The organism is Thiofilum flexile DSM 14609, from assembly GCF_000380185.1.
GTDB classification, from domain to species: domain Bacteria; phylum Pseudomonadota; class Gammaproteobacteria; order Thiotrichales; family Thiotrichaceae; genus Thiofilum; species Thiofilum flexile.
In genome coordinates this window covers 26,840-47,050 of the sequence record NZ_KB904816.1, presented here as the reverse complement: position 1 = coordinate 47,050, position 20,211 = coordinate 26,840, and the positions used below count along the sequence as shown (strand labels likewise).

19 protein-coding genes are annotated in these 20,211 nt (G+C 46.1%); 4 read left to right on the top strand and 15 right to left on the bottom strand.

Annotated features, from left to right (window positions below; translation table 11 throughout):
• Positions 1-148: 148 nt before the first annotated feature.
• Positions 149-1,231 (bottom strand): 3-phosphoserine/phosphohydroxythreonine transaminase, encoded by a 1,083-nt coding sequence (gene serC, locus A3IK_RS0116950; protein WP_020561164.1) that lies wholly within the window; start codon positions 1,229-1,231, stop codon positions 149-151.
• On the bottom strand, positions 1,228-3,870 hold the full coding sequence (gyrA, locus tag A3IK_RS0116945; protein WP_020561163.1) for a DNA gyrase subunit A: 2,643 nt from the start codon (positions 3,868-3,870) through the stop codon (positions 1,228-1,230). The genes serC and gyrA overlap by 4 nt, the downstream gene beginning before the upstream one ends.
• Before the next feature lie 261 nt (positions 3,871-4,131).
• Between gyrA and A3IK_RS0116940 the strand changes: the two genes are divergently transcribed.
• Together A3IK_RS0116940 and A3IK_RS0116935 are read left to right on the top strand one after the other, a co-directional pair.
• On the top strand, positions 4,132-4,569 hold the full coding sequence (locus A3IK_RS0116940) for a putative toxin-antitoxin system toxin component, PIN family (protein ID WP_020561162.1): 438 nt from the start codon (positions 4,132-4,134) through the stop codon (positions 4,567-4,569).
• Positions 4,566-4,793: a hypothetical protein gene (locus A3IK_RS0116935; protein WP_020561161.1), complete on the top strand. Its 228-nt coding sequence runs from the start codon at positions 4,566-4,568 to the stop codon at positions 4,791-4,793. The genes A3IK_RS0116940 and A3IK_RS0116935 overlap by 4 nt, the downstream gene beginning before the upstream one ends.
• 99 nt (positions 4,794-4,892) lie before the next feature.
• Here A3IK_RS0116935 and A3IK_RS0116930 read toward each other — a convergent pair whose 3' ends face one another.
• The 4 genes from A3IK_RS0116930 to A3IK_RS0116915 all read right to left on the bottom strand — a co-directional run bounded on the left by A3IK_RS0116930 (position 4,893) and on the right by A3IK_RS0116915 (position 8,515).
• Positions 4,893-5,621 carry a dienelactone hydrolase family protein gene (locus A3IK_RS0116930; protein WP_020561160.1) on the bottom strand — a complete coding sequence of 243 codons (729 nt, stop codon included), beginning with the start codon at positions 5,619-5,621 and terminating at the stop codon, positions 4,893-4,895.
• Positions 5,622-5,638: 17 nt separating this feature from the next.
• Entirely contained in the window at positions 5,639-6,445 is an 807-nt protein-coding gene (locus A3IK_RS0116925; protein WP_020561159.1) for an SDR family oxidoreductase, read from the bottom strand.
• Between the two features lie 11 nt (positions 6,446-6,456).
• Positions 6,457-7,512, bottom strand: a complete 1,056-nt coding sequence (locus A3IK_RS0116920) for an NAD(P)H-dependent flavin oxidoreductase (RefSeq protein ID WP_020561158.1) — start codon at positions 7,510-7,512, stop codon at positions 6,457-6,459.
• 85 nt (positions 7,513-7,597) lie between these two features.
• Positions 7,598-8,515 carry a LysR family transcriptional regulator gene (locus A3IK_RS0116915; protein ID WP_020561157.1) on the bottom strand — a complete coding sequence of 306 codons (918 nt, stop codon included), beginning with the start codon at positions 8,513-8,515 and terminating at the stop codon, positions 7,598-7,600.
• 105 nt (positions 8,516-8,620) lie between these two features.
• On the opposite strand from A3IK_RS0116915, the gene A3IK_RS0116910 reads away from it, so the two are divergent.
• Positions 8,621-9,490 (top strand): DMT family transporter, encoded by an 870-nt coding sequence (locus A3IK_RS0116910; RefSeq protein WP_020561156.1) that lies wholly within the window; start codon positions 8,621-8,623, stop codon positions 9,488-9,490.
• Here A3IK_RS0116910 and A3IK_RS0116905 read toward each other — a convergent pair.
• Both A3IK_RS0116905 and A3IK_RS0116900 read right to left on the bottom strand, forming a co-directional pair.
• Entirely contained in the window at positions 9,455-10,378 is a 924-nt protein-coding gene (locus A3IK_RS0116905; protein ID WP_020561155.1) for an AEC family transporter, read from the bottom strand. The genes A3IK_RS0116910 and A3IK_RS0116905 overlap by 36 nt on opposite strands.
• Positions 10,379-10,478: 100 nt before the next feature.
• The gene (locus A3IK_RS0116900; protein ID WP_245539501.1) at positions 10,479-10,952 is read right to left on the bottom strand and encodes an FKBP-type peptidyl-prolyl cis-trans isomerase; all 474 of its coding nucleotides are present in this window, start codon (positions 10,950-10,952) and stop codon (positions 10,479-10,481) included.
• Between the two features lie 203 nt (positions 10,953-11,155).
• Here A3IK_RS0116900 and A3IK_RS0116895 point away from each other — a divergent pair, with 203 nt between their 5' ends.
• Complete coding sequence (locus A3IK_RS0116895) at positions 11,156-13,240, top strand: sialate O-acetylesterase (RefSeq protein WP_020561153.1); 2,085 nt, start codon at positions 11,156-11,158, stop codon at positions 13,238-13,240.
• A 12-nt stretch (positions 13,241-13,252) separates the two neighbouring features.
• Here A3IK_RS0116895 and A3IK_RS0116890 read toward each other — a convergent pair whose 3' ends face one another.
• From A3IK_RS0116890 to soxY, 7 genes are all read right to left on the bottom strand, one after another.
• Complete coding sequence (locus tag A3IK_RS0116890; RefSeq protein WP_020561152.1) at positions 13,253-14,461, bottom strand: CaiB/BaiF CoA transferase family protein; 1,209 nt, start codon at positions 14,459-14,461, stop codon at positions 13,253-13,255.
• 186 nt (positions 14,462-14,647) lie between these two features.
• A complete protein-coding gene (locus A3IK_RS0116885; RefSeq protein WP_020561151.1) occupies positions 14,648-15,826 on the bottom strand; it encodes an acyl-CoA dehydrogenase in 1,179 nt (392 codons plus the stop codon).
• 115 nt (positions 15,827-15,941) lie between these two features.
• Positions 15,942-17,663, bottom strand: a complete 1,722-nt coding sequence (gene soxB, locus A3IK_RS0116880; protein ID WP_020561150.1) for a thiosulfohydrolase SoxB — start codon at positions 17,661-17,663, stop codon at positions 15,942-15,944.
• 12 nt (positions 17,664-17,675) lie between these two features.
• Complete coding sequence (gene soxX / locus A3IK_RS0116875) at positions 17,676-18,299, bottom strand: sulfur oxidation c-type cytochrome SoxX (protein WP_020561149.1); 624 nt, start codon at positions 18,297-18,299, stop codon at positions 17,676-17,678.
• 15 nt (positions 18,300-18,314) lie between these two features.
• Positions 18,315-19,133 (bottom strand): sulfur oxidation c-type cytochrome SoxA, encoded by an 819-nt coding sequence (gene soxA / locus A3IK_RS0116870; RefSeq protein ID WP_020561148.1) that lies wholly within the window; start codon positions 19,131-19,133, stop codon positions 18,315-18,317.
• A 32-nt stretch (positions 19,134-19,165) separates the two neighbouring features.
• Positions 19,166-19,474, bottom strand: a complete 309-nt coding sequence (gene soxZ, locus A3IK_RS0116865; RefSeq protein WP_020561147.1) for a thiosulfate oxidation carrier complex protein SoxZ — start codon at positions 19,472-19,474, stop codon at positions 19,166-19,168.
• A gap of 19 nt (positions 19,475-19,493) precedes the next feature.
• The gene (gene soxY, locus A3IK_RS0116860; RefSeq protein ID WP_020561146.1) at positions 19,494-19,979 is read right to left on the bottom strand and encodes a thiosulfate oxidation carrier protein SoxY; all 486 of its coding nucleotides are present in this window, start codon (positions 19,977-19,979) and stop codon (positions 19,494-19,496) included.
• Positions 19,980-20,211 lie beyond the last annotated feature (232 nt).

Here is a 20,211-nt window from a genome sequence, read left to right as displayed (position 1 = left end):
CTTAGTTGGCTTTAATGCTTAGGTATTCTGAAAAGTAAGCGGGTCTTTCTAGAGCAGTCTTGGCGGCAGGGATGCCGCCTTGTAGCGTACAAGGATGTATTCACAGCGACTGCGGCAGAAAGACCCGCTTACTTTGTCTCAGGCCATGTTAGCCATGTTGACGTTCAAACTCACGCATAAATTGCGCTAGAGCACTAACGCCTTCAATCGACATAGCATTATAAATACTCGCCCGCATACCCCCGACCACACGATGCCCTTTCAGGGACATTAAACCTGCTTTAGCCGATTCGGCTAGAAATACCTTATCTAATTCTGAATTCGCTAAGGTAAAAGGTACATTCATGGTCGAACGATAACGCTTATCCACCGGACAATGATAAAAGCTGGAGGCATCAATCGCGTCATATAATACTTTGGCTTTTAGCTCATTAAACTCAGCCATCGCTGCTAGGCCGCCTTTGCGCTTTAACCACTTAAAGACTAAACCCGCTAGATACCACGCATAAGTGGGCGGCGTATTATACATCGACTCGCTCTCAGCATAGACTTTATAGTCCAGCATAGAGGGCGTATTCGCGACGGCCTTTCCAATTAAATCCTCACGTACAATCACCACCGTAATGCCCGCAGGACCTATATTTTTCTGCGCCCCCGCATAGATCAAGCCAAAACGACTCACATCAATGGGCTTAGATAAAATATCAGATGACATATCTGCCACTAACGGTACATCGCCTAACTCAGGAATAGACTTGAACTGTACGCCCCGAATGGTTTCATTACTGGTGTAATGCAAAAAGGCCGCATTCGGACTGCATTTCCATGTACTCTGCTCTGGAATCGTGGTGTAAGCCGTGTCTTTAGTGGAGGCTACCACATTGACCTTACCAAAACGTTTAGCCTCTTCGAGCGCTTTAGCTGACCAATCTCCGGTATCCAAATAATCCATACTGTCCTTGCCACGCAAGAGATTAAGCGGGATCATCGCAAACTGCATATGCGCCCCCCCTTGCAAGAACAATACTTTGTAGTTATTGGGAATAGTCAACAGCTCACGCAAATCGGCTTCGGCTTGATGGGCTATGGACATGAAATTCGCTTCACGGTGACTCATTTCCATCACTGAAGTACCAGAACCGCGCCAATCCAGCATTTCTGCTTGGGCTTGTTCTAATACCTCACGCGGCATCACCGCAGGGCCTGGAGCAAAATTATAAATTTCGGTCATGTTGCTTGATCCTCAATGGTATTATTTTCATCATTATCCAGTTCATCTGTTTGGGCTAAAGCGCTAGGACGGCTATCATCCCCTTCCCCCTCTGGTAGATTTTGTAGGTTTTCGTCATCATCGCTGATAATGGGCACTAATTGTACTAATTTTTCAGCATCCCCCATACGAATTAAGGTCACACCTTGGGTATTACGCCCGACCAAAGCAACACCACTCACCGGAGTACGTACCAAGGTGCCCCCATCACTAATCAGCATAATATCGCTATCCGCCTGCACCTGCACGGCTCCAATTGCGCGACCATTACGCTCGGAGGTTTGAATCGCAATCATACCCTGCCCACCACGGGAATGAGGGGTAAACTCATCCACTCGAGTACGCTTACCATAACCATTTTCGGTCGCGGTCAGAATATCCCCCTCACCTAAGATAATCAGCGCATTCACCGCATTATCCCCTTCTAGGCGAATACCGCGCACCCCTGCCGCTTGGCGCCCTACCGCGCGTACATCATCCTCGTGGAAGCGAATCGCTTTACCTTCATTGGTAAATAACATGACCTCATTATTACCATTAGTCAGCGCCACATCGACTAGCTGATTACCCTCACGTAAATCTAAGGCAATAATGCCCGCCGTGCGCGGATTAGAGAAGGCTTTTAAGGCAGTTTTCTTGACCGTACCATTCGTGGTTGCCATAAAGATATAGGCATCATCGGCATAGTGGCGAATCGGCAGTACCGCTTGAATGCGTTCTCCCTCTTCCAAAGGCAATAGATTCACCATCGGCTTACCGCGTGAAGTACGACTACCTATGGGTAATTGATATACCTTGAGCCAATACATGCGACCACGACTAGAGAAGCATAAAATCGTGTCATGCGTACTCGCTACAAACAGCTTCTCAATGAAATCCTCTTCCTTCATAGTGGTCGCGGTTTTACCACGTCCACCACGGCGCTGGGCGCGATAGGTATCCAGCGGCTGCGCTTTAGCATAGCCCTCATGGGATAGCGTCACGACCACATCTTCCTCAGCGATTAAGTCTTCAAGACTTAAATCCTCAGCTACGGTCTGAATTTCAGTACGACGTTTATCGCCATAGTTAGTTTGAATTTCGAGTAACTCTTCTCGAATTACTTGTAATAAACGATCTGGATTACTGAGTATTTCTAGAAAATCATTAATTTTATAAATGAGTTCTTGATATTCCGCTAGGATTTTATCTTGCTCTAACCCAGTTAAACGATGTAAGCGTAATTCTAATATCGCTTGAGTTTGAATATCAGACAGCCAATATAAACCCTCTCTTAGTCCTAATTCAGCACTAATTGTATCGGATTTAACTACTCCAGCGGCTTTTTCTAGCATGGTTTGCACGACACCGAGCTGCCAACCTTTTTGCATTAAAGCGACTTTTGCTTCTGCTGGATTCGCCGACGTTTTAATGAGGGTAATAATCTCATCAATATTCGCGATGGCTATCGCTAAACCTTCTAAAATATGCGCACGTTCGCGGGCTTTGCGTAAATTATAAATCGTGCGACGCGTCACCACCTCACGGCGATGGCGTAAAAAGGATTCAATAATTTGTTTAAGATTCAGTAGTTTAGGCTGCCCATTAACTAAGGCCACCATATTAATCCCAAAGACACTTTGCATTTGGGTTTGCTTATAGAGGTTATTTAAAACCACTTCGCCTGATTCGCCGCGCTTGATTTCAATGACCATGCGCATACCGTCTTTATCAGACTCATCGCGTAGTTCTGAAATACCTTCGATTTTTTTATCTTTGACTAATTCGGCGATTTTTTCCAGTAACCGCGCTTTATTCACCTGATAGGGTAATTCATGGACAATAATAGTCTCGCGTCCGGTTTTTTCATGTACTTCTATTTCAGTACGCGCACGAACATAAATCCGTCCCCGCCCCGTATGATAAGCTTCATGAATACCACGTGCGCCATTGATAATCCCTGCCGTGGGGAAATCAGGCCCCGGCAAGTATTCCATGAGTTCACTAATATCTAATTCAGGATTATTCGCCAGCGCTAAACAGGCATTAATCACTTCATTAATATTATGCGGAGGAATATTAGTCGCCATCCCCACCGCAATACCGGAGGAGCCATTGACTAATAGATTAGGAACACGAGTAGGAAATACGACAGGCTCGGATTCGGCACCGTCATAGTTAGGGACAAAATCCACTGTTTCTTTGTCTAAATCAGCCAGTAGTTCGTGGGCAATTTTAGACATACGCACTTCGGTATAACGCATGGCAGCGGGTGCATCGCCATCGACCGAACCAAAGTTACCTTGACCATCGGCGAGCATATAGCGCAATGAAAAAGGCTGTGCCATGCGCACGATGGTGTCATAGACGGCCGTATCACCGTGGGGGTGGTATTTACCGATCACATCCCCGACGACACGAGCGGATTTTTTATAGGGTTTATTCCAATCATTACCCAGCTCACTCATGGCATACAGCACACGGCGGTGAACGGGTTTAAGACCATCGCGCACATCCGGCAAAGCACGGCCTACAATGACGCTCATGGCATAATCAAGATACGATTGACGCATCTCATCTTCGAGATTAATGGGAAGGACTTCCTTGGCAAAATCGGCCATATTATCTTTCTAATCGCTGTTAAGAGAAGCCGCTTAGTATACCAGATTAACCTCAATTAAGGTGTAACTAATGCGGTAAGATAGACACTTTTTGGCATAGTTTGACGTTAGAACCAAGCACAAATCCTAGCTGACTCAAAGCGCTTTTAGGTGAGTTGAAGCTACCTGTGTCATAGACCAGATACCCTAGCCTATTTTACAAATCTGGCTGGGAACTTATTAAGCTTTTCAAAAACCATGATATCACCTAAAATATCATGCATGAAACTCGTGATTGATACTAATGTCCTATCCTCCGCTTTGTACTCTAAAAAGGGAGCTTCTTATGCACTCATCAAATGGTTATTTCAACAAGAGCAGATGCTCAGCGTTGTATCGACACCGTTGGTTATTGAGTATCAAGATGTTTTGACACGTCCCGAACAAATGGCTCGTTATCCTCAACTCAGCCAGCTTGATATTGAAGGCTTTATAGACGATATATGCCATATTTCTTGGCATCAAAAAATTTACTATTTATGGCGTCCTTTTCTGCCTGATCCAAAAGATGACATGATATTGGAAACAGCTTTTAATGCGGGAGCTGACTATATTATTACTCATAATTTACGAGATTTTAGACAAGTAAGAGATAACTTTAATATCCAGCCCATTGCTCCTAAGGACTTTTGGCAGTTACACAAAGGGGAACAGAAATGAACTTTGCGCTCAGAATACCTGATTATTACAAAGACGAAATTATGCAGCTCAAGGGCGAAGCCTCTATTAATCAGTTTATTATTAATGCTATTGCTGAAAAAATTGCTGCTTTACGTACCGAGGCTTATTTACAAGAGCGTGCCTTACGTGGCTCAAGAGAGCATGCGTTACAGGTCTTAGATAAAGTGGCAGATATACCTGCTGCTGATTATGACAAAATGTAAAGGTAAGCTAGCATTTGAATTCGTTATTGTTGCAAAGATTGTTGCAACGCTGCAACAATCTTTGCAACAATACCTCATTTAATAGCAATAGTTTGCCAGCTAAGCTCCAGCATCCCCTAATACCTCCGCCAAAAACCCCGTAGCAATCCGCCACGAACGCTCATCCGCACGGCGATTATAGACTGTCCCGAATGCTGGATCATTGGCCTGTGGATTGGTAAAGGCATGCATGGTGTTACCCAACGCTACCACTTGCCAGTCTGCCTTAGCCGCCGTCATTTCCTGCTGGAACGCATGCAACTGCTCTGGAGTCGCCAGTGGATCATCATAGCCGTGTAAAGCTAGTATGGAGGCGGTAATAGGGGCATTCGGGTGCGGTGTCGGATATAGCAGGCCGTGAAAACTCACCACTCCCTTCACATCTGCCCCACTTCGAGCTAAATCCAGTACACATAAACCACCAAAGCAATACCCCACCGCAGCGACACGTCCCGCATCCACAGGGTCTTGCGCTCGTAGTGTATCCAAAGCGGCCTGCATCCGCGCCTGCAAATGGTGTCGATCACGACTTTGCTCATGACTGAGTGCAGCACACTCCTCCCGATTTGTTCCGACTACACCTTTGCCATACATATCCAGCGCAAAGGCCGCATACCCCAGCCCTGCCAAACGGCGAGCTACATTATCACTCATCGCATTACGCCCACTCCAAGCAGGAGCCACTAGCACTGCAGGCAAGGGTGTTTGATATTGCGTATCCCACGCCAGTAAACCCTCTAACACCGTGTCTTTATGGCTATATTCAATCAAGCGCGTTTCAATAGGCATCGTTTCCTCCTTGAGCCTTAGGTTTTCTTCGTAGGTGCTGCTGCACTACCAGCGAGAATACCACCATCAATGGTCAGCTCAATACCCGTCACATACTTAGACTCATCCGAGGCCAGATATAAAGCTGCATAGGCCACATCTTCGGGTGTACCCATGTTGCCTAGTGGTATATCCGCAGCAATGGCTTTTATGGCAGCCTCTCGCGCCTCGCCCTCACCTAACATGGCCTCCCACATCGGGGTTAAAATCGCCCCCGGATGAATCGAATTACACCGAATCGGATAGCCCTGTTCCGCACAATATAACGCCACCGATTTAGTATGATTGCGCACCGCCGCTTTACTAGAGGCATAAGCCGCAGCCGCAGGAATACCGACCATGCCAGAACGGGAGGAGAGATTCACAATACTACCCGCCGAGGAGGTTTTGAGTAATTGAATACCGTATTTACAGCCTAATGCCACACCATCTAAATTAATATGATGCACCGTATGCCAGCTTGCTAAATCTAAATATTCGGGATCATGTGCACCTTTCGTATGCATAAAACCAGTAATCCCTGCATTATTCACCACTATATCTATTTTTTCATAGTGTGCTTTAAGGTATTGCGTTAGGTTTTGCCATTCTGATTCTTGAGATACATCTAGATGATAATAGTCAGCGCTCCTACCAATCTGATTAGCCACAGCCTGACCGAGAGTATCATTAATATCTGTCACAATAACGGTTGCACCCTCTTGAGCAAATAACTCAGCAATGGCTTGCCCAATACCTTGTGCTGCACCTGTTATTAGGGCTATTTTATTTTGAAGCCTGAGCATACTATTCCTTTTTAAATTTTTTCATTTATTCCAGCTAATTGTAGCGTCAATTCTCTAGCGGATATGGTTTGGCAATCTAAAGTATTTTGACCACACCATAATGGTGAAAAATCATTGACTCCTAATTTCTCCGCATGATTGCGTAACTGCGTCATTTCAATAGCTGCATAGGGAAAGTCGGGTGCCAGTGGATTGATATAACCTAATTCGCGCATCACTCGATTGACAATACCTCGCGCGGGTTTACCCGAAAATAGCGTAGTCAATGCCGTATGAGCAGATTGAGCACTACTTATCGCGGCGCGATGTAATGCAGAGGTTTGTGCTTCTAAACATAATAAATAAGCCGTTCCTATCTGTACTGCATTAGCCCCCAGAAGTAAAGCAGCTTGCACTCCTTGCTTATCACTAATACCACCTGCGGCAATAACAGGAATATTGACGCGCTGAATGATTTGAGGCAACAGGGCAAATAAACCCATTTGAGTACTAATATCATTCGATAAAAACATACCTCTATGCCCACCCGCCTCTAAACCTTGAGCAATAATTCCATCGGCACCCTTTGATTCTAACCAAATAGCCTCTTCAACCGTCGTAGCGGATGAAATAATTTTAGTCCCCCAGCTTTTAATACGCTGTATTAAAGTTTTATCCGGTAGCCCAAAATGGAAACTAATCAATGCGGGTTTAAATGGTTCAATAGCATCGGCTATATCATGATTAAACGGTACTCTATTAGCCCCTCGTGCCAAAGGGTCAAACTCAATTCCCAGCTCCTTAAAATAGGGCTTTAATATTTTTTGCCAATTTAACTGCTTCTCTGCATCATAAGCAGCCGCTTTATGGCAGAAAAAATTTAGATTATAGGGTTTATCCGTTGCTGCCTTAATCTCTTGGATTTCACTAACTATTTTTTCTATGCTCAGCATCGCACAGGGCAAGGAACCTAATCCACCCGCCTCACTCACCGCAATAGTCAATGTACTATCTTGAACACCTGCCATAGGCGCTTGAATAATAGGAAACTTGGTTCCTAGTAGATTCTTGATATTTACCTTGTGCATAATGGTGTACTCCGATGTCACTATAGTTTGAAAAAATCAGCAAACACTTTTTAATCTAAAGCTATGCCAAATGCTGGCGTAATGACTACCTCAGCAACGCCCCCATAAAGCGCTTTTCCAACACCTGCTTTAAGGCCTGCTGTAGTACCTCCACATAGACCCGCGCTTGTGGGGTGGGGGCAAAACTCACATAAAATGTGGTGCTCAGTGATTGAGTCAAATGCGGCATAATCTGCACCAATTCCCCACGCTCTAAGGCATCCGCCACCACAAAATCCGCTAATAAGGCCAGCCCTAAACCTGCTTTGGCTCCTTCCTCAAGTGCAAATGAATTACCTAAAATTAGGGTATTAAATCCCTCACTCCACTCTAGGTTTTGTAGCGCTAATAACTGTTTCCAGCTCGTATATTGCCCTAGCCCACGCACCAATAAAGTATGCCTATCTAACTCAGACAATAACTTAGGCACACCATAATGTTGGATATACGCAGGGCTGGCTACCACGGATTTACGTACTTGCAACAATACCTTATGCCGTAAGCGCTCATCATTAGGCTCGGAACGAATCGCCAGATCAAATCCGTCTTGAATCAAATCACGCAGCGCATCACTCGCCTCTAACTCCACCACTAAATTCGGGGCAATGCTTTTTAACTCCGCCAATACATAGGGCAATACTCGACTGGCAAAATCAACCGGCGCAGTCATTTGCACCCTACCGCTTAAATGACTGGGTTGTAATTGCACTAAAACTTGCTCTAATCCTTGCTCAAACTGTTGATAAGCCTGCGCCAACGCCTTACCCGCCGTGGTTAAATTCAACTTACTCCCCGACTGACGCAAGACCAAACTTACCTCCAATTTATCTTCGAGTTGGCGAATCTGATAACTAATCGCAGAGGGTGAGACGTGCAAATACTCCGCCGCTAGGGTAAAGCTATTGAAACGAGATACCGCCGCAAAATAGGGCAAATGAGCGAGGAGATGAGAAGGGATAGTCATAAAAAAATCAAAAAATTTGTCTTTTCATTTAAAAAAGTTACGTTTTATTTATTTTAACCGTTCCCGCACACTAAGGCTATTGATTCACCACCTTGAGATCGTGTTATGCAAGCAATCCTCTTGGCCTTAGCAGGGTTTTTTAGTTTTACTTTAATGGATTTAAGTATTAAATGGCTGTTGCAATCCTACTCCCTTATGCAAGTCACTTTTTTTAACTGTTTTTTTGGAATGGTGGGGCTATTCGTGTGGATTTATCCACGTGTTGAACTACTGAAAACCAAACAGATTAAAATCCATTTAATCCGAGCTACCCTGATTCTAGTCGCTGATTTACTGGCCTTTTATAGCTATGGGCAAGTGCCTTTAGCAGAAGCCTATACGCTAATTTTGACTATGCCGGTATTCACTGCCGTATTTGCCTTGTTATTCAAGCATGAACCCTTAAATCCGCTGGCTTTGGTGGTCACTTTCATCGGGTTCAGTGGGGTATATCTGATGTTATCGCCGCGCTTTGGGCATTTTCATTGGGCGCTCGTGGCTGCATTACTATGTGCCATTATTGAATCCATTAGCTTTTTACTGGTGGGGCATTATCGCGCACAGGAAACCCCACAAGCTTTTGCTTTTTATGGTTTAAGTTTAGTGACACTCAGCACAGGCATTGCAATGTTATGGAGCTTTAAAGCCATGCCCTTAACCGATATCGGGATTAGTATGGGCGGTGGTGTATGTTATGCCCTCGCTAGTGCGCTCGTGATTAGCGCTTTTCATCGTGGCTCGCCCATTATGGTCAGCAGTATGCAATATAGCCAATTGATTTGGGGCGCGTTATTAAGCTTTATGATTTGGCATGAAGTCCCCTCCCAGCGTGTGCTACTAGGAGGTCTACTCGTCACTATCGCAGGCTTAGCCTTATTACACTCTCAACGACGTAAAGCATTATCCGCCAACACGACTCAAGCACCACAACACTAGTGGCAATGAGAGTAAGGCAACTAGGGTTTGTACAGTAATAATCGCCGCCATTAAATCGGCATTCCCCCCTAGTTGCCGCGCTAAAATATAAGCACTAGAGGCTGTCGGCAACGCGGCTAAAATCACCACCACCGCTAGGGTCAAAGCATTCAACTCCAAGGCTAAGCCTATGCCCAAGATCAAGAGGGGTAAAATCAGCAATTTAATCACACTGCTACTCACCAAACTTTTAGTATACGCCTGAAAGGAACGCCATTTTAACCCAGCACCTACGGTTAATAGCCCCAAAGGTAACGTCATATCCCCTAAGCGTTTGAATACTTCATTGACGACACTCGGTAAATGCCACTCACTCAAATTCAGTATTAGCCCTATTAAGCTGCCTAAAATTAAAGGATTACGCGCCATTTGCTGTAAAATCGCTTTAGTATTCGGTACACCCTTGGCATAACGGGCAAATACCAAAATACACAATACATTAATCCACGGAATCATAATGGCAATCACAATCGCCGCTAAGGGGGTAGCCTCACGCGGTAATAAAGCAAATATTAAAGCTAAGCCAATATAGGTATTAAACCGTATCGAACCTTGATAGTCTGAGGTAAAGCTCGCCCCATCATGCTTTAAAAAATACTGTGCTGCAAAGGCTAGTACGGAGCCAAGAATAGGAATCAACACAGCAAATAGTATTAAATAACTCGCGCTAGACCAGTCGATTTGTGCATTGGCTAATTGATTAATGAGCAAACAAGGGAATAAGGCAAAATAGGTAGCTTTTTCAATCTGAATCCAAGTACTTGCTACAATAAAATCCGTTTTAAGTGCTACATAACCTAATAACAGAAAAATAAAAATCGGCATAATTGCCAAAAATACGGTGGACATGACACACCTATTTCAATAAAAAATAACTGCGAAAAATACAAGTCTCTTATTTTTTAGCTAATAAAGGGGTATTCCCTTATAGGAGCTACCCCTAGCATACTTATTTAACGTCTAATAGCTCAACATCAAATAATAAGGTCGCATTCGGCGGAATCACATTTCCGGCACCTCTAGCGCCATAGCCATATTCTGGGCTAATAATCAAGGTACGTTGACCACCGACTTTCATGCCCACCACACCTTCATCCCAGCCTTTAATGACGCGCCCGCCACCTAAAGGAAAATCAAAGGGCTGTCCCCGATCGCGAGAACTATCGAACTTAGTCCCTTTTTTATCGGCTGCTTTTTCGTCGTACAGCCAGCCGGTATAATGTACCGCTACCTCTTTACCGCTAACGGCTTCCGCGCCAGTACCAACCTTCACATCATTTTTAGTTAATCCACTCATAGTCCCACTCATTGTTGTTGCTGCTGCTTTAGTTTCAGTAGAAGAAGTTGCCTTTTCTGAACACGCCGCCATAAGAACACTAGCACTTAATACTAAGGCTAATGATAATAAAGAATTATTTTTCAACTGATTGATATTCCACTATTTTTCACAAAGAACACTGATGCCTGTATCGGCTAATTTTAATTCAGACTAAAAACTCTACCATTGTTAGTAGAGGAAGCAATAGTACGGGTGAATTTATTTGCTTGAGAGTACACAAATCATTCTCTTGAAAATCCGATATAATTCATCTCATATTGCACCATAATAAGACTGAGATACCGACCATGAGCATGACCCTTACTGATTACCTATCTCGCAAAAATTCTCGTATCCCCGATGGCAACGAGTATCGCTACACAACGCTTAGGCAGGGCTTGCGTTATGTCTGGGTACTAGCCTTTTTTGGGGTAGGTCATGTATCAGCAGCCATACAACTGCCAGCTCTCATCAGTGACCATATGGTATTACAACAACATACCCAAGGGCATTTATGGGGTCGAGCCACGCCCAACGAGCAGGTCAGCGCCCATTTAGCGGGTCGTAGTGCTACCACTATTGCCGATACTAACGGACAATGGTCACTTTATTTACCGCAGATTCCTACCGGCACTTATGAGCTACAGATTCAGGGTAAAACCCCTGCGGGTATACTGAGTAGTCATACTATTCGTGATGTTGCTATCGGTGCAGTCTGGCTCGCCGCAGGACAATCTAATATGGAATGGCCGCTTAGCCAGTCCGCTAATGCCGAACAGACCATTGCTCGTGCCAATCATCCTAGTATCCGTGTTTTTAGGGTGCCCCAACAAACGGCGCTAACCCCACAGACAGAGGTTTCTGGTTATTGGGAGGTACTAACACCACAAACCGCCGGTAATATGTCAGGGGTTGCCTATCATTTTGCCCATCAACTCCAAGAAAAGTTACAACGCCCCATCGGTATTATTCAAGCTAGCTGGGGCAGTACTCAAGTAGCCGCATGGACGGGAATGGATGCCCTACAGCACTCGCCTGAGCTACAGCCACTACTAGAGGATACACGTCAGCAACTAAACTTATCAGCCGCCGAACAGCAGCAACGCTCCGCTCCCTTACGCCAGTGGGAGGCGAACAACTACCTACCCGACCCAGGTGACGAGGGACTAGCACTAGGTTTTGCCCGCGCTGATTTTGACACGGCTAGCTGGCAGAACGTGACACTACCACAAACCTTTAGCCAAATGGGTTTTAAGGGGGATGGTGCTGTTTGGTTTCGGCGGGAAGTGATCTTGCCTGAAAGCTGGCAGGGGCAGGAGGCTACTCTAATGCTTGGGATGGTGGATGATTTTGATGTGGCCTATGTAAATGGAGTTCAGGTCGGAACCACCACCGCTAAACAGCCACACCATTGGTTGCAAGAGCGGCGCTATACCATTCCCGCTGGGCAATTACGCGCAGGATCTAATACTTTAGCGGTGCGCGTATTTGACCAGTACGGCGATGGAGGCTTTACCAGTCGGGCACAGGCGATAGTATTACAACAAGGACAACAGCGTATTAGTCTAGCAGGGGATTGGAAGTACCACATTACCTATCAGGCTGATGCCGTGAAGGCCGATTTTGCCAGCCAACCCACCCCTTTATATGGCCTAGGCAACCGCAATACGCCAGCGGTATTGTATAATGCCATGATCGCCCCCCTCACCCCATACCCTATTCAAGGCGTGATCTGGTATCAAGGCGAGGCGGATACTCCCGATGCTGCTCGCTTCAAGGTCATTTTCCCACTCATGATCCAACAATGGCGTATGGCATGGCAGCAGACATTTCCCTTCTTCTTAGTACAACTCGCTAATTTTGGATCGGTCTCTGCCGAGGCAACGCGCCAAAAATGGGCAGAAATTCGCGCGGTTCAAACAGGGGTAAAAACAACGGTCGCTAATACGGGTATGGTAAGTGCGATTGATGTAGGGGAGGCGGATAATATACATCCTAAGGACAAACGCACCGTAGGGACACGGCTAGCTAATTTAGCGTTGAGTCAAGTGTATGGTGAGTCGGTGGCCTATTTAGAGCCAGTTTATACTACCTTTGAAGCAGAACCAACAGAGAAGGGACAACGGATACGACTTCATTTTGAGTATGCCGCCGGCCTATACGCCAAAGGCGCTATCACTGCCTTTGAACTAGCCGGTGCAGATGGGCAATTTTTTGTTGCAAGCGCTGTTATAGAAGGTAATACCATCGTCTTGCAAACCGATAAAGTACCTAATCCCCAGCAGGTACGTTATGCTTGGCGCGATAACCCCTTGGCGAATATTTATAATAAGGATGCTTTGCCACTACTACCGTTTATGGCTAACCTCGTTAAACCCGCTACAACAGAATGATGTTTCGTCCAGCTAGATCACTTTCTTAGCCCGTAATGCCGCTAACTCTGCTGCATCAAGCTGTAATAAACGCTTTAATACCTCGCTCGTATGTTCACCTAATAAGGGAGGAGGAACAGGTGCATTTAATGCTTCGCCATCAAAACGAATGGGATTACTCACCAATTTCACCTCATCCACTAAGGGATGGGCATAATGCAGCTCCACCCCACGATGCTGCACTTGAGGATCGGCAAACACTTGATCTAGGGTATTAATCGGCCCACAGGGGACACCGACTGTTTCCAACGCTTGCAACCATTGAGCGGTGGTCTTTTGTGTCATGAGTTGCTGAATCATAGGCACTAATACCTGGCGATTTTCCACCCGTAAGGCATTACTACTAAAGCGGGCATCCTGACCTATGGCAGGCTGGCCTGCAACCTCACAAAAACGCTTAAACTGCGTGTCGTTGCCTACTGCTAAAATAATATGCCCGTCTTGGGTAGCAAAGGCTTGGTAGGGGACAATATTCGGATGAGCATTACCTAAGCGTTGAGGTGCATGGCCTGAGGTGAGATAGTTTAAGGCCTGGTTCGCCAACACCCCTACTTGAACGTCCAAGAGAGCTAAATCAATATAAACACCTTGTTTGGTGCGTTCACGCTGCCATAAGGCCGCCATAATGGCATTTGCTGCATAAAGTCCAGTAAAGATATCCACAAAAGCCACCCCTACTTTGACCGGCTCGCCTCCCTCCGCATCAGGTTTACCTGTGAGGCTCATGAGGCCCCCCATACCCTGAATCATAAAATCATAGCCCGCTCGTTCTGCATAGGGGCCATCTTGCCCAAATCCCGTAATGGAGCAATAGATTAAATCGGGTTTAATTGCTTTGAGGCTGTCATAATCGAGGTGATATTTCTTTAACCCGCCCACCTTAAAATTTTCTAGTACCACATCACAGTGTTTCACTAGCTCATGCAGCAACTGTTGTCCCTCAGGGGTTGCCATATCAATGGTCACGGATTGTTTGCCCCGATTGGTACTTAAATAATAAGCCGCTTCTTGCGTATCACCTAACCAAGGAGGCCCCCACCGGCGCGTATCGTCTCCTTCATGCGGGCGCTCAATTTTAAGCACCTCGGCTCCTAAATCGGCTAATTGCTGACTACACCACGGCCCCGCCAACACGCGTGACAGGTCTAAAACACGAATACCTTTGAGTGGTTGAGCGGGCATGGTAATACTCCCCTAATTGAGCTACAAGAATAGACAATAGTTGCCTCAGTAGGCCAGTTGAGTGATGTTTGGAAGAGTCTTGGCGGCAGGGATGCCGCCTTGAAGCGTACAAGGATGTATTCACAGCGTCTCTGGAAAACATCACTCGACTGGCCTACTTGATGACTCACTAGAGCACAAACAATACTAGAAAAACGCCTGAATCCCTGTCTGCGCCCGCCCTAAAATCAGGCCATGAATATCATAGGTACCTTCGTAAGTATTCACCGTTTCAAGATTCACCATATGCCGGATCACGCCATATTCATCGGAAATACCATTGCCCCCATGCATATCCCGTGCAACCCGTGCAATGTCGAGCGACTTACCACAGTTATTGCGCTTAATCAGGGAAATCATTTCAGGTGCCCAATCCCCTGTATCCATCAAGCGCCCTACTTGTAAGACCGCCTGTAACCCTAAGGTAATTTCGGTTTGCATATTAGCTAGCTTAGTTTGCACCAATTGAGTCGCCGCGAGTGGACGTCCAAATTGCTGACGATCGAGCGTATATTGACGTGCTGCATGCCAACAAAACTCAGCCGCCCCCAATACCCCCCAAGCAATACCAAAACGGGCTTTATTTAAGCAACCAAAAGGCCCTGCTAAACCGCTTGCTTTCGGTAATAAATTATCATCCGGTACAAACACATCATCTAAGACTATCTCACCCGTGATCGAGGCACGTAGCGACATTTTGCCGTGGATTTTAGGGGTACTAAATCCTTTCATATCCCGCTCAATAATAAAGCCTTTGATTTTTCCCTCGTGTGCATCGGATTTTGCCCACACCACTGCCATATCGGCAATCGGGCTATTGGTAATCCACATTTTCTGCCCATTGAGGATATAGCCGCCATCGACCTTACGCGCATAGGTCACCATAGACCCCGGATCAGAACCATGATTCGGCTCAGTCAAACCAAAACAACCGACTATTTCACCTGTAGCTAAGCGAGGTAAGTATTTTTGCTTTTGGGTTTCGGAACCATAGGTTTCAATCGGATACATCACCAGTGACGATTGCACACTCATAGCCGAGCGATAACCAGAATCTACCCGCTCCACTTCGCGTGCAATTAAACCATAGGCCACATGACTTAAACCTGCGCCGCCATATTGCTCGGCAACCGTACAGCCCAGCATGCCTAACTCACCCATTTCATTCATAATGTCGCGGTCAAAGCGCTCTTCACGGGTGGCGCTGAGTATTCGTGTTTGGAGTTTGTCTTGGCAATAGGTGCGTACCGCGTCACGAATCTGACGCTCTTCATCGCTTAATTGCTGATCAAAACGAAAAGGATCATCCCATTGAAACGGTGTCATAGCCTCTACCTCAGCACAGTTAAGATAAAATCAGATATCTATACTATTTATTATAATAAATTAAAGCAAGTACTCTAACACTTGTACAGCAGGTTCATCGGCTTAAGCTGACCGACTACGACCCTACCATACCCGGATTAGTTGACACATTCTTCAAATGCGGCGTATTAAGCTCCAGCTTGCTCAGCGTCTTTTTATCACGCAAATAGTCCGCCACTACCTCCCAAATGAGCTTATTCTCCGGCACTGACTCCTGCACACTCGCCCAACCTGCAACCGGATAGGTTTTTGTCATATCTAAGGCTTTACCAGCAAGCTCCAAATCAGACACACGCTCACCCATCTTCGCAGTCGGGTCAAAGCTAAACTGCAAGCCCCCTACCCGTACCATATCGCCCCCTTGTTGATAATAGGGGTCGGGATTAAACAGATTATCTGCGACATCTTCCAAAATGGTCTTAATCATCGCCCCCGTCATTTCATTACGGGTCACGGTGCCATAGGTAATCGCGGTTTGATTAGCCACTTGTTCAAAGGTAATCGGCTGTCCGGGTAATAAGCTCGTCCCCCAGCGGAAACCGGGCGAGAAGGCAATCGGTGTATCTAAGCCTTCCATTAAGGCATTACAAATCAATTGATCAAACGTGCCATTAAAGTTACCGCGTCGGTATAGGACCTCATCACAAACGGCTAACTCCTCAGCTAGTTCTTTCTGAAAGGGTGCTCTTACTTTTTCGATGAGCTTGACCATCTCAGGGTTAGGGGTAAGTAAATTCGCAAACACCGGCAATAGTTTATAGCGATAATCGGCAACCTTACCCTCTTTCACCTCTAAATCGAGTACCCCTAAAAACTTACCATTAGACCCCGCATTGGTGACTAAGGTTTTGCCCCCCGCATTCTCCACCACGACCGGCTGCACAATACCGTCATGAGTATGCCCACCCATAATCGCATCAATGCCTGTCACCTTACTTGCCATTTTAAGGTCAACATCCATACCATTATGCGACAGCACAATCACGACTTGAGCACCCTTGCTCCGTGCCTCATCTACCATCTCCTGCATACGCTCATCCCGAATCCCAAAACTCCAATCAGGAATGAAATGTTTAGGATTTGCCACGGGTGTATAGGGGAAGGCTTGACCAATAATCGCCACGGGTATTTTATTGATTTCTTTAATCACATAGGGCGTAAATACCGGCTCGTCAAAATCAGTGCTCATGACGTTTTGCGCCACAAAATCAATCTTGCCCGCAAAGTCTTTTTCAATGACCTCTGTGACCCGCTCAGCCCCATAGGTCATTTCCCAGTGGGGTGTCATCACATCCACACCTAATAATAATTGAGCATCCACCATATCCTGAGCCTTGGTTTTAAGCGCCGTCCACGAACCTTGCCAGGTATCGCCGCCATCCAATAGCAAAGCCCCCGGACGTTGAGCACGAAGCTGATCGACTAGGGTTTTTAAATGGGCAAAACCACCCACTTTACCGTATTGCTTGGCGGCCTCAGCAAAATCTAAATAGGTAAAAGCATGCGCCTCCAGAGTATTCGGGGCTATGCCATAATGCTTTAAAAAATGCTCCCCGACTAAATGCGGTGGCTGCCCCTGCATAGCACCGATCCCTAGATTAATACTCGGCTCGCGGTAATAAATAGGGAGGAGTTGGGCATGACAGTCGGTGTAATGCAAGAGGGAAACCTGACCAAAGGCGGGTAATTCATACGGATTACTCGGTTGATTAGCCAAGGCCCAACGCGAGTTCATACCAAAACCTGCTACACTCGCTGCAGCTAATAACTGCAAAAACTCCCGACGATTCATGCCCATAATGGATACTCTCTATTTATTAACGGGTGACTCAGGATCAACCAAAAAGGCCACAATATCCGCAATTTGTTCTGGGGTTAACACACCATTATGACCTAAACGCGGCATGCTAGAACACGGCATATAGGTATTGGAGTTATAAATTTTCTCGTAGGTATACTTAATGGTTTCGGGGGTATTCCCGCGTAATTTGCCATAGCCTGTTAAGGTACTGCCGATATTGCCCGCCGCCACTTCCTTAGGATCGGCTGCATGACAGGCATAGCAGTTACCGCCCCGTACTGCATCGGGCTTATCTGGCATAATAGTCCCTACGCGCCATGCAAAACCATCGGTAAAGGTCTTTTGTCCTTGCTCCCAATTACCACTTAATTTACCGCTTTCGGGGTATTTAATCGTGGCTCTTTCGCGCTCCATAAAGGCCTTTTGCATTTCACTAGGAATTTTATTGCGGTAGGTCGTACACTGCTTTTGCGTTTCGTCTTGGACAATGCGCTCGGTGTGCTGCTTTTCGCCTTGTTTAAAGCCGCTAGCAATATATTGTTCTACCAGTGCTGCAATATCATTATCGGCTGCAACGGTAACGGTTGTCCCTAAGGCGGTGAGTAGGGCTACGGTGATTAGTTTGATTTTCATAGCGTAATCCTTGCGTTAGCGTGACATGCCAGGGAGTGCATAGGTGCCATCTTTGCCTTGAGCATTGAGATAGGCAATGAGTGCTACGGTCATAGGTGAGCCATATTGCGCATCGGGTAGGCGCATTTGCCACATACAATCCCACATCCGATGCTGCATTGTGCGAACGGCAGCATGCGACACACGATAGGTAGGCCACGCACTCATAGTTTTTTGTACATCTACCCCAGCCTTAGAGAAATTACCTAAGTTTTGTAAACGGATACGTTTTTTATCATCCGCATGACAGGTCGCACAGGCAAAATCTAAGGGGCCTTGACGTCGCCAAAAGATACCTTCGCCTACTTTAATTGCTTCTTGCTCTTTAGGATGCTCGGCGGGTGCATTAATTTTCATCCCATCCGATTGTGCAGCAATATATACCGTGAGTGCTTCTAAGTCGGTGTTGTCTTCATTGCGCTTATCATTGGCAAAGGTTTGTTTGGTTAGTTCTTCCACCGTAAAACCTTGTAGCTCCGTCATACAGGTCAGCAGACGGGATTCGGCATCTTGGACTCGATCCGTATCTTTGAAGTAACGCGGCAATTGTGCATATGCCCCCTTCAATACACCGGCACCTAAACCAAAATCACATTGCTCTAATGAGACATTTTTAGGGCCGCGCTTTTCTTTAAATAACTCCTCGCCCCGATCAATCACTAATAAGGCAGGATTCGCATCGCGGTCGCCATAGGTCATTTCGCGGTAAGCATCGGCATTCGGCTCTTCGGCGGCAAAGGCAACACCGGCTAGCAAAGCACTAGTTACTAAACCGGCAATAGTCAATCTACTCATTCAATTCTCCTAGCGGTTGGGACGCCGATCTATTACGCGACGACCAATTCGCCTGAATCAGTGCCACCCTTAGTATCTTTCCAAGTGAGCTTGAGTTTATCGCCCACCGCGCCTTTATAGGTAAACGCCATATAGGGGTTTTTGGAAATAGAGCCGCCCCAATTAGCTTTCATGACTTCTTTATCATTGGCGGTCACAATGACTTCACTAATAAAATGGGCAGGCACTAATTCACCGGCTGAATCCTTCCGCAGGCCGGTTTCCATCGGGTGAGTCATCAGTGCTTTCACCTCTATCAGTCCACCCTCTAGGGCTTTTGCTCTTAATTTAATACTTGGCATTTGAATACTCCTCTAGTCCTTAACCGCCGCAGCCGCCTAATGTTACTTTGATATTTTGTTTGGCGATATGCACCCCATCCGCTGCTTGCACGATGGCTATCACTTCAGCCGTTTTCGCCATTTTAATACGAGTCGTGACATCCGGGCTGGTACCTTCTAATAGCGTAAAGGTTGCCGCTAATGGGTTAGGATTATTACTCACAACTAGGCTAATGGTACTTACACCTGCTAGTGTCGTGGAAATCGATACCGGCACTACTGCACCATTTTCGGCAATTTCAGGCGCTTTAATTTTAATCGCATCCGAGGTTTTAGCATCGGTGGCATTGAGTGACTTTAATACTTCATCTAAAGCCTTGAGATTAAAAGGACTAGGACTCGCCTCGCTGGCTGCGCTGGCCTCACCTGCCGCTGCTGCCCATTGGGGTGCTAGTAAGCCGGTACTCAATGCCGCACCTGTAGTAGCAAGCGCTAGCGTATTACCTAAAAATGTTCTCCGCTTCATAACATCTCCTTGCGTTATTACTGCCTATCAGTCGATGGCAGGGGGATAAGATAGATTCAAAAAAATAAGAGCAGTAGCTAAGTATCACAGCTATATATCATCCGTAGGAGACACCCTCCCGTCTACAGGAATAATGCAATGACAATTATCAAATGAATAAAACTCATTAATACCAGAATCCTGCCCAAAGGGTCAAACAGGGGACTCTAATAAACCGATATACAACTAAACT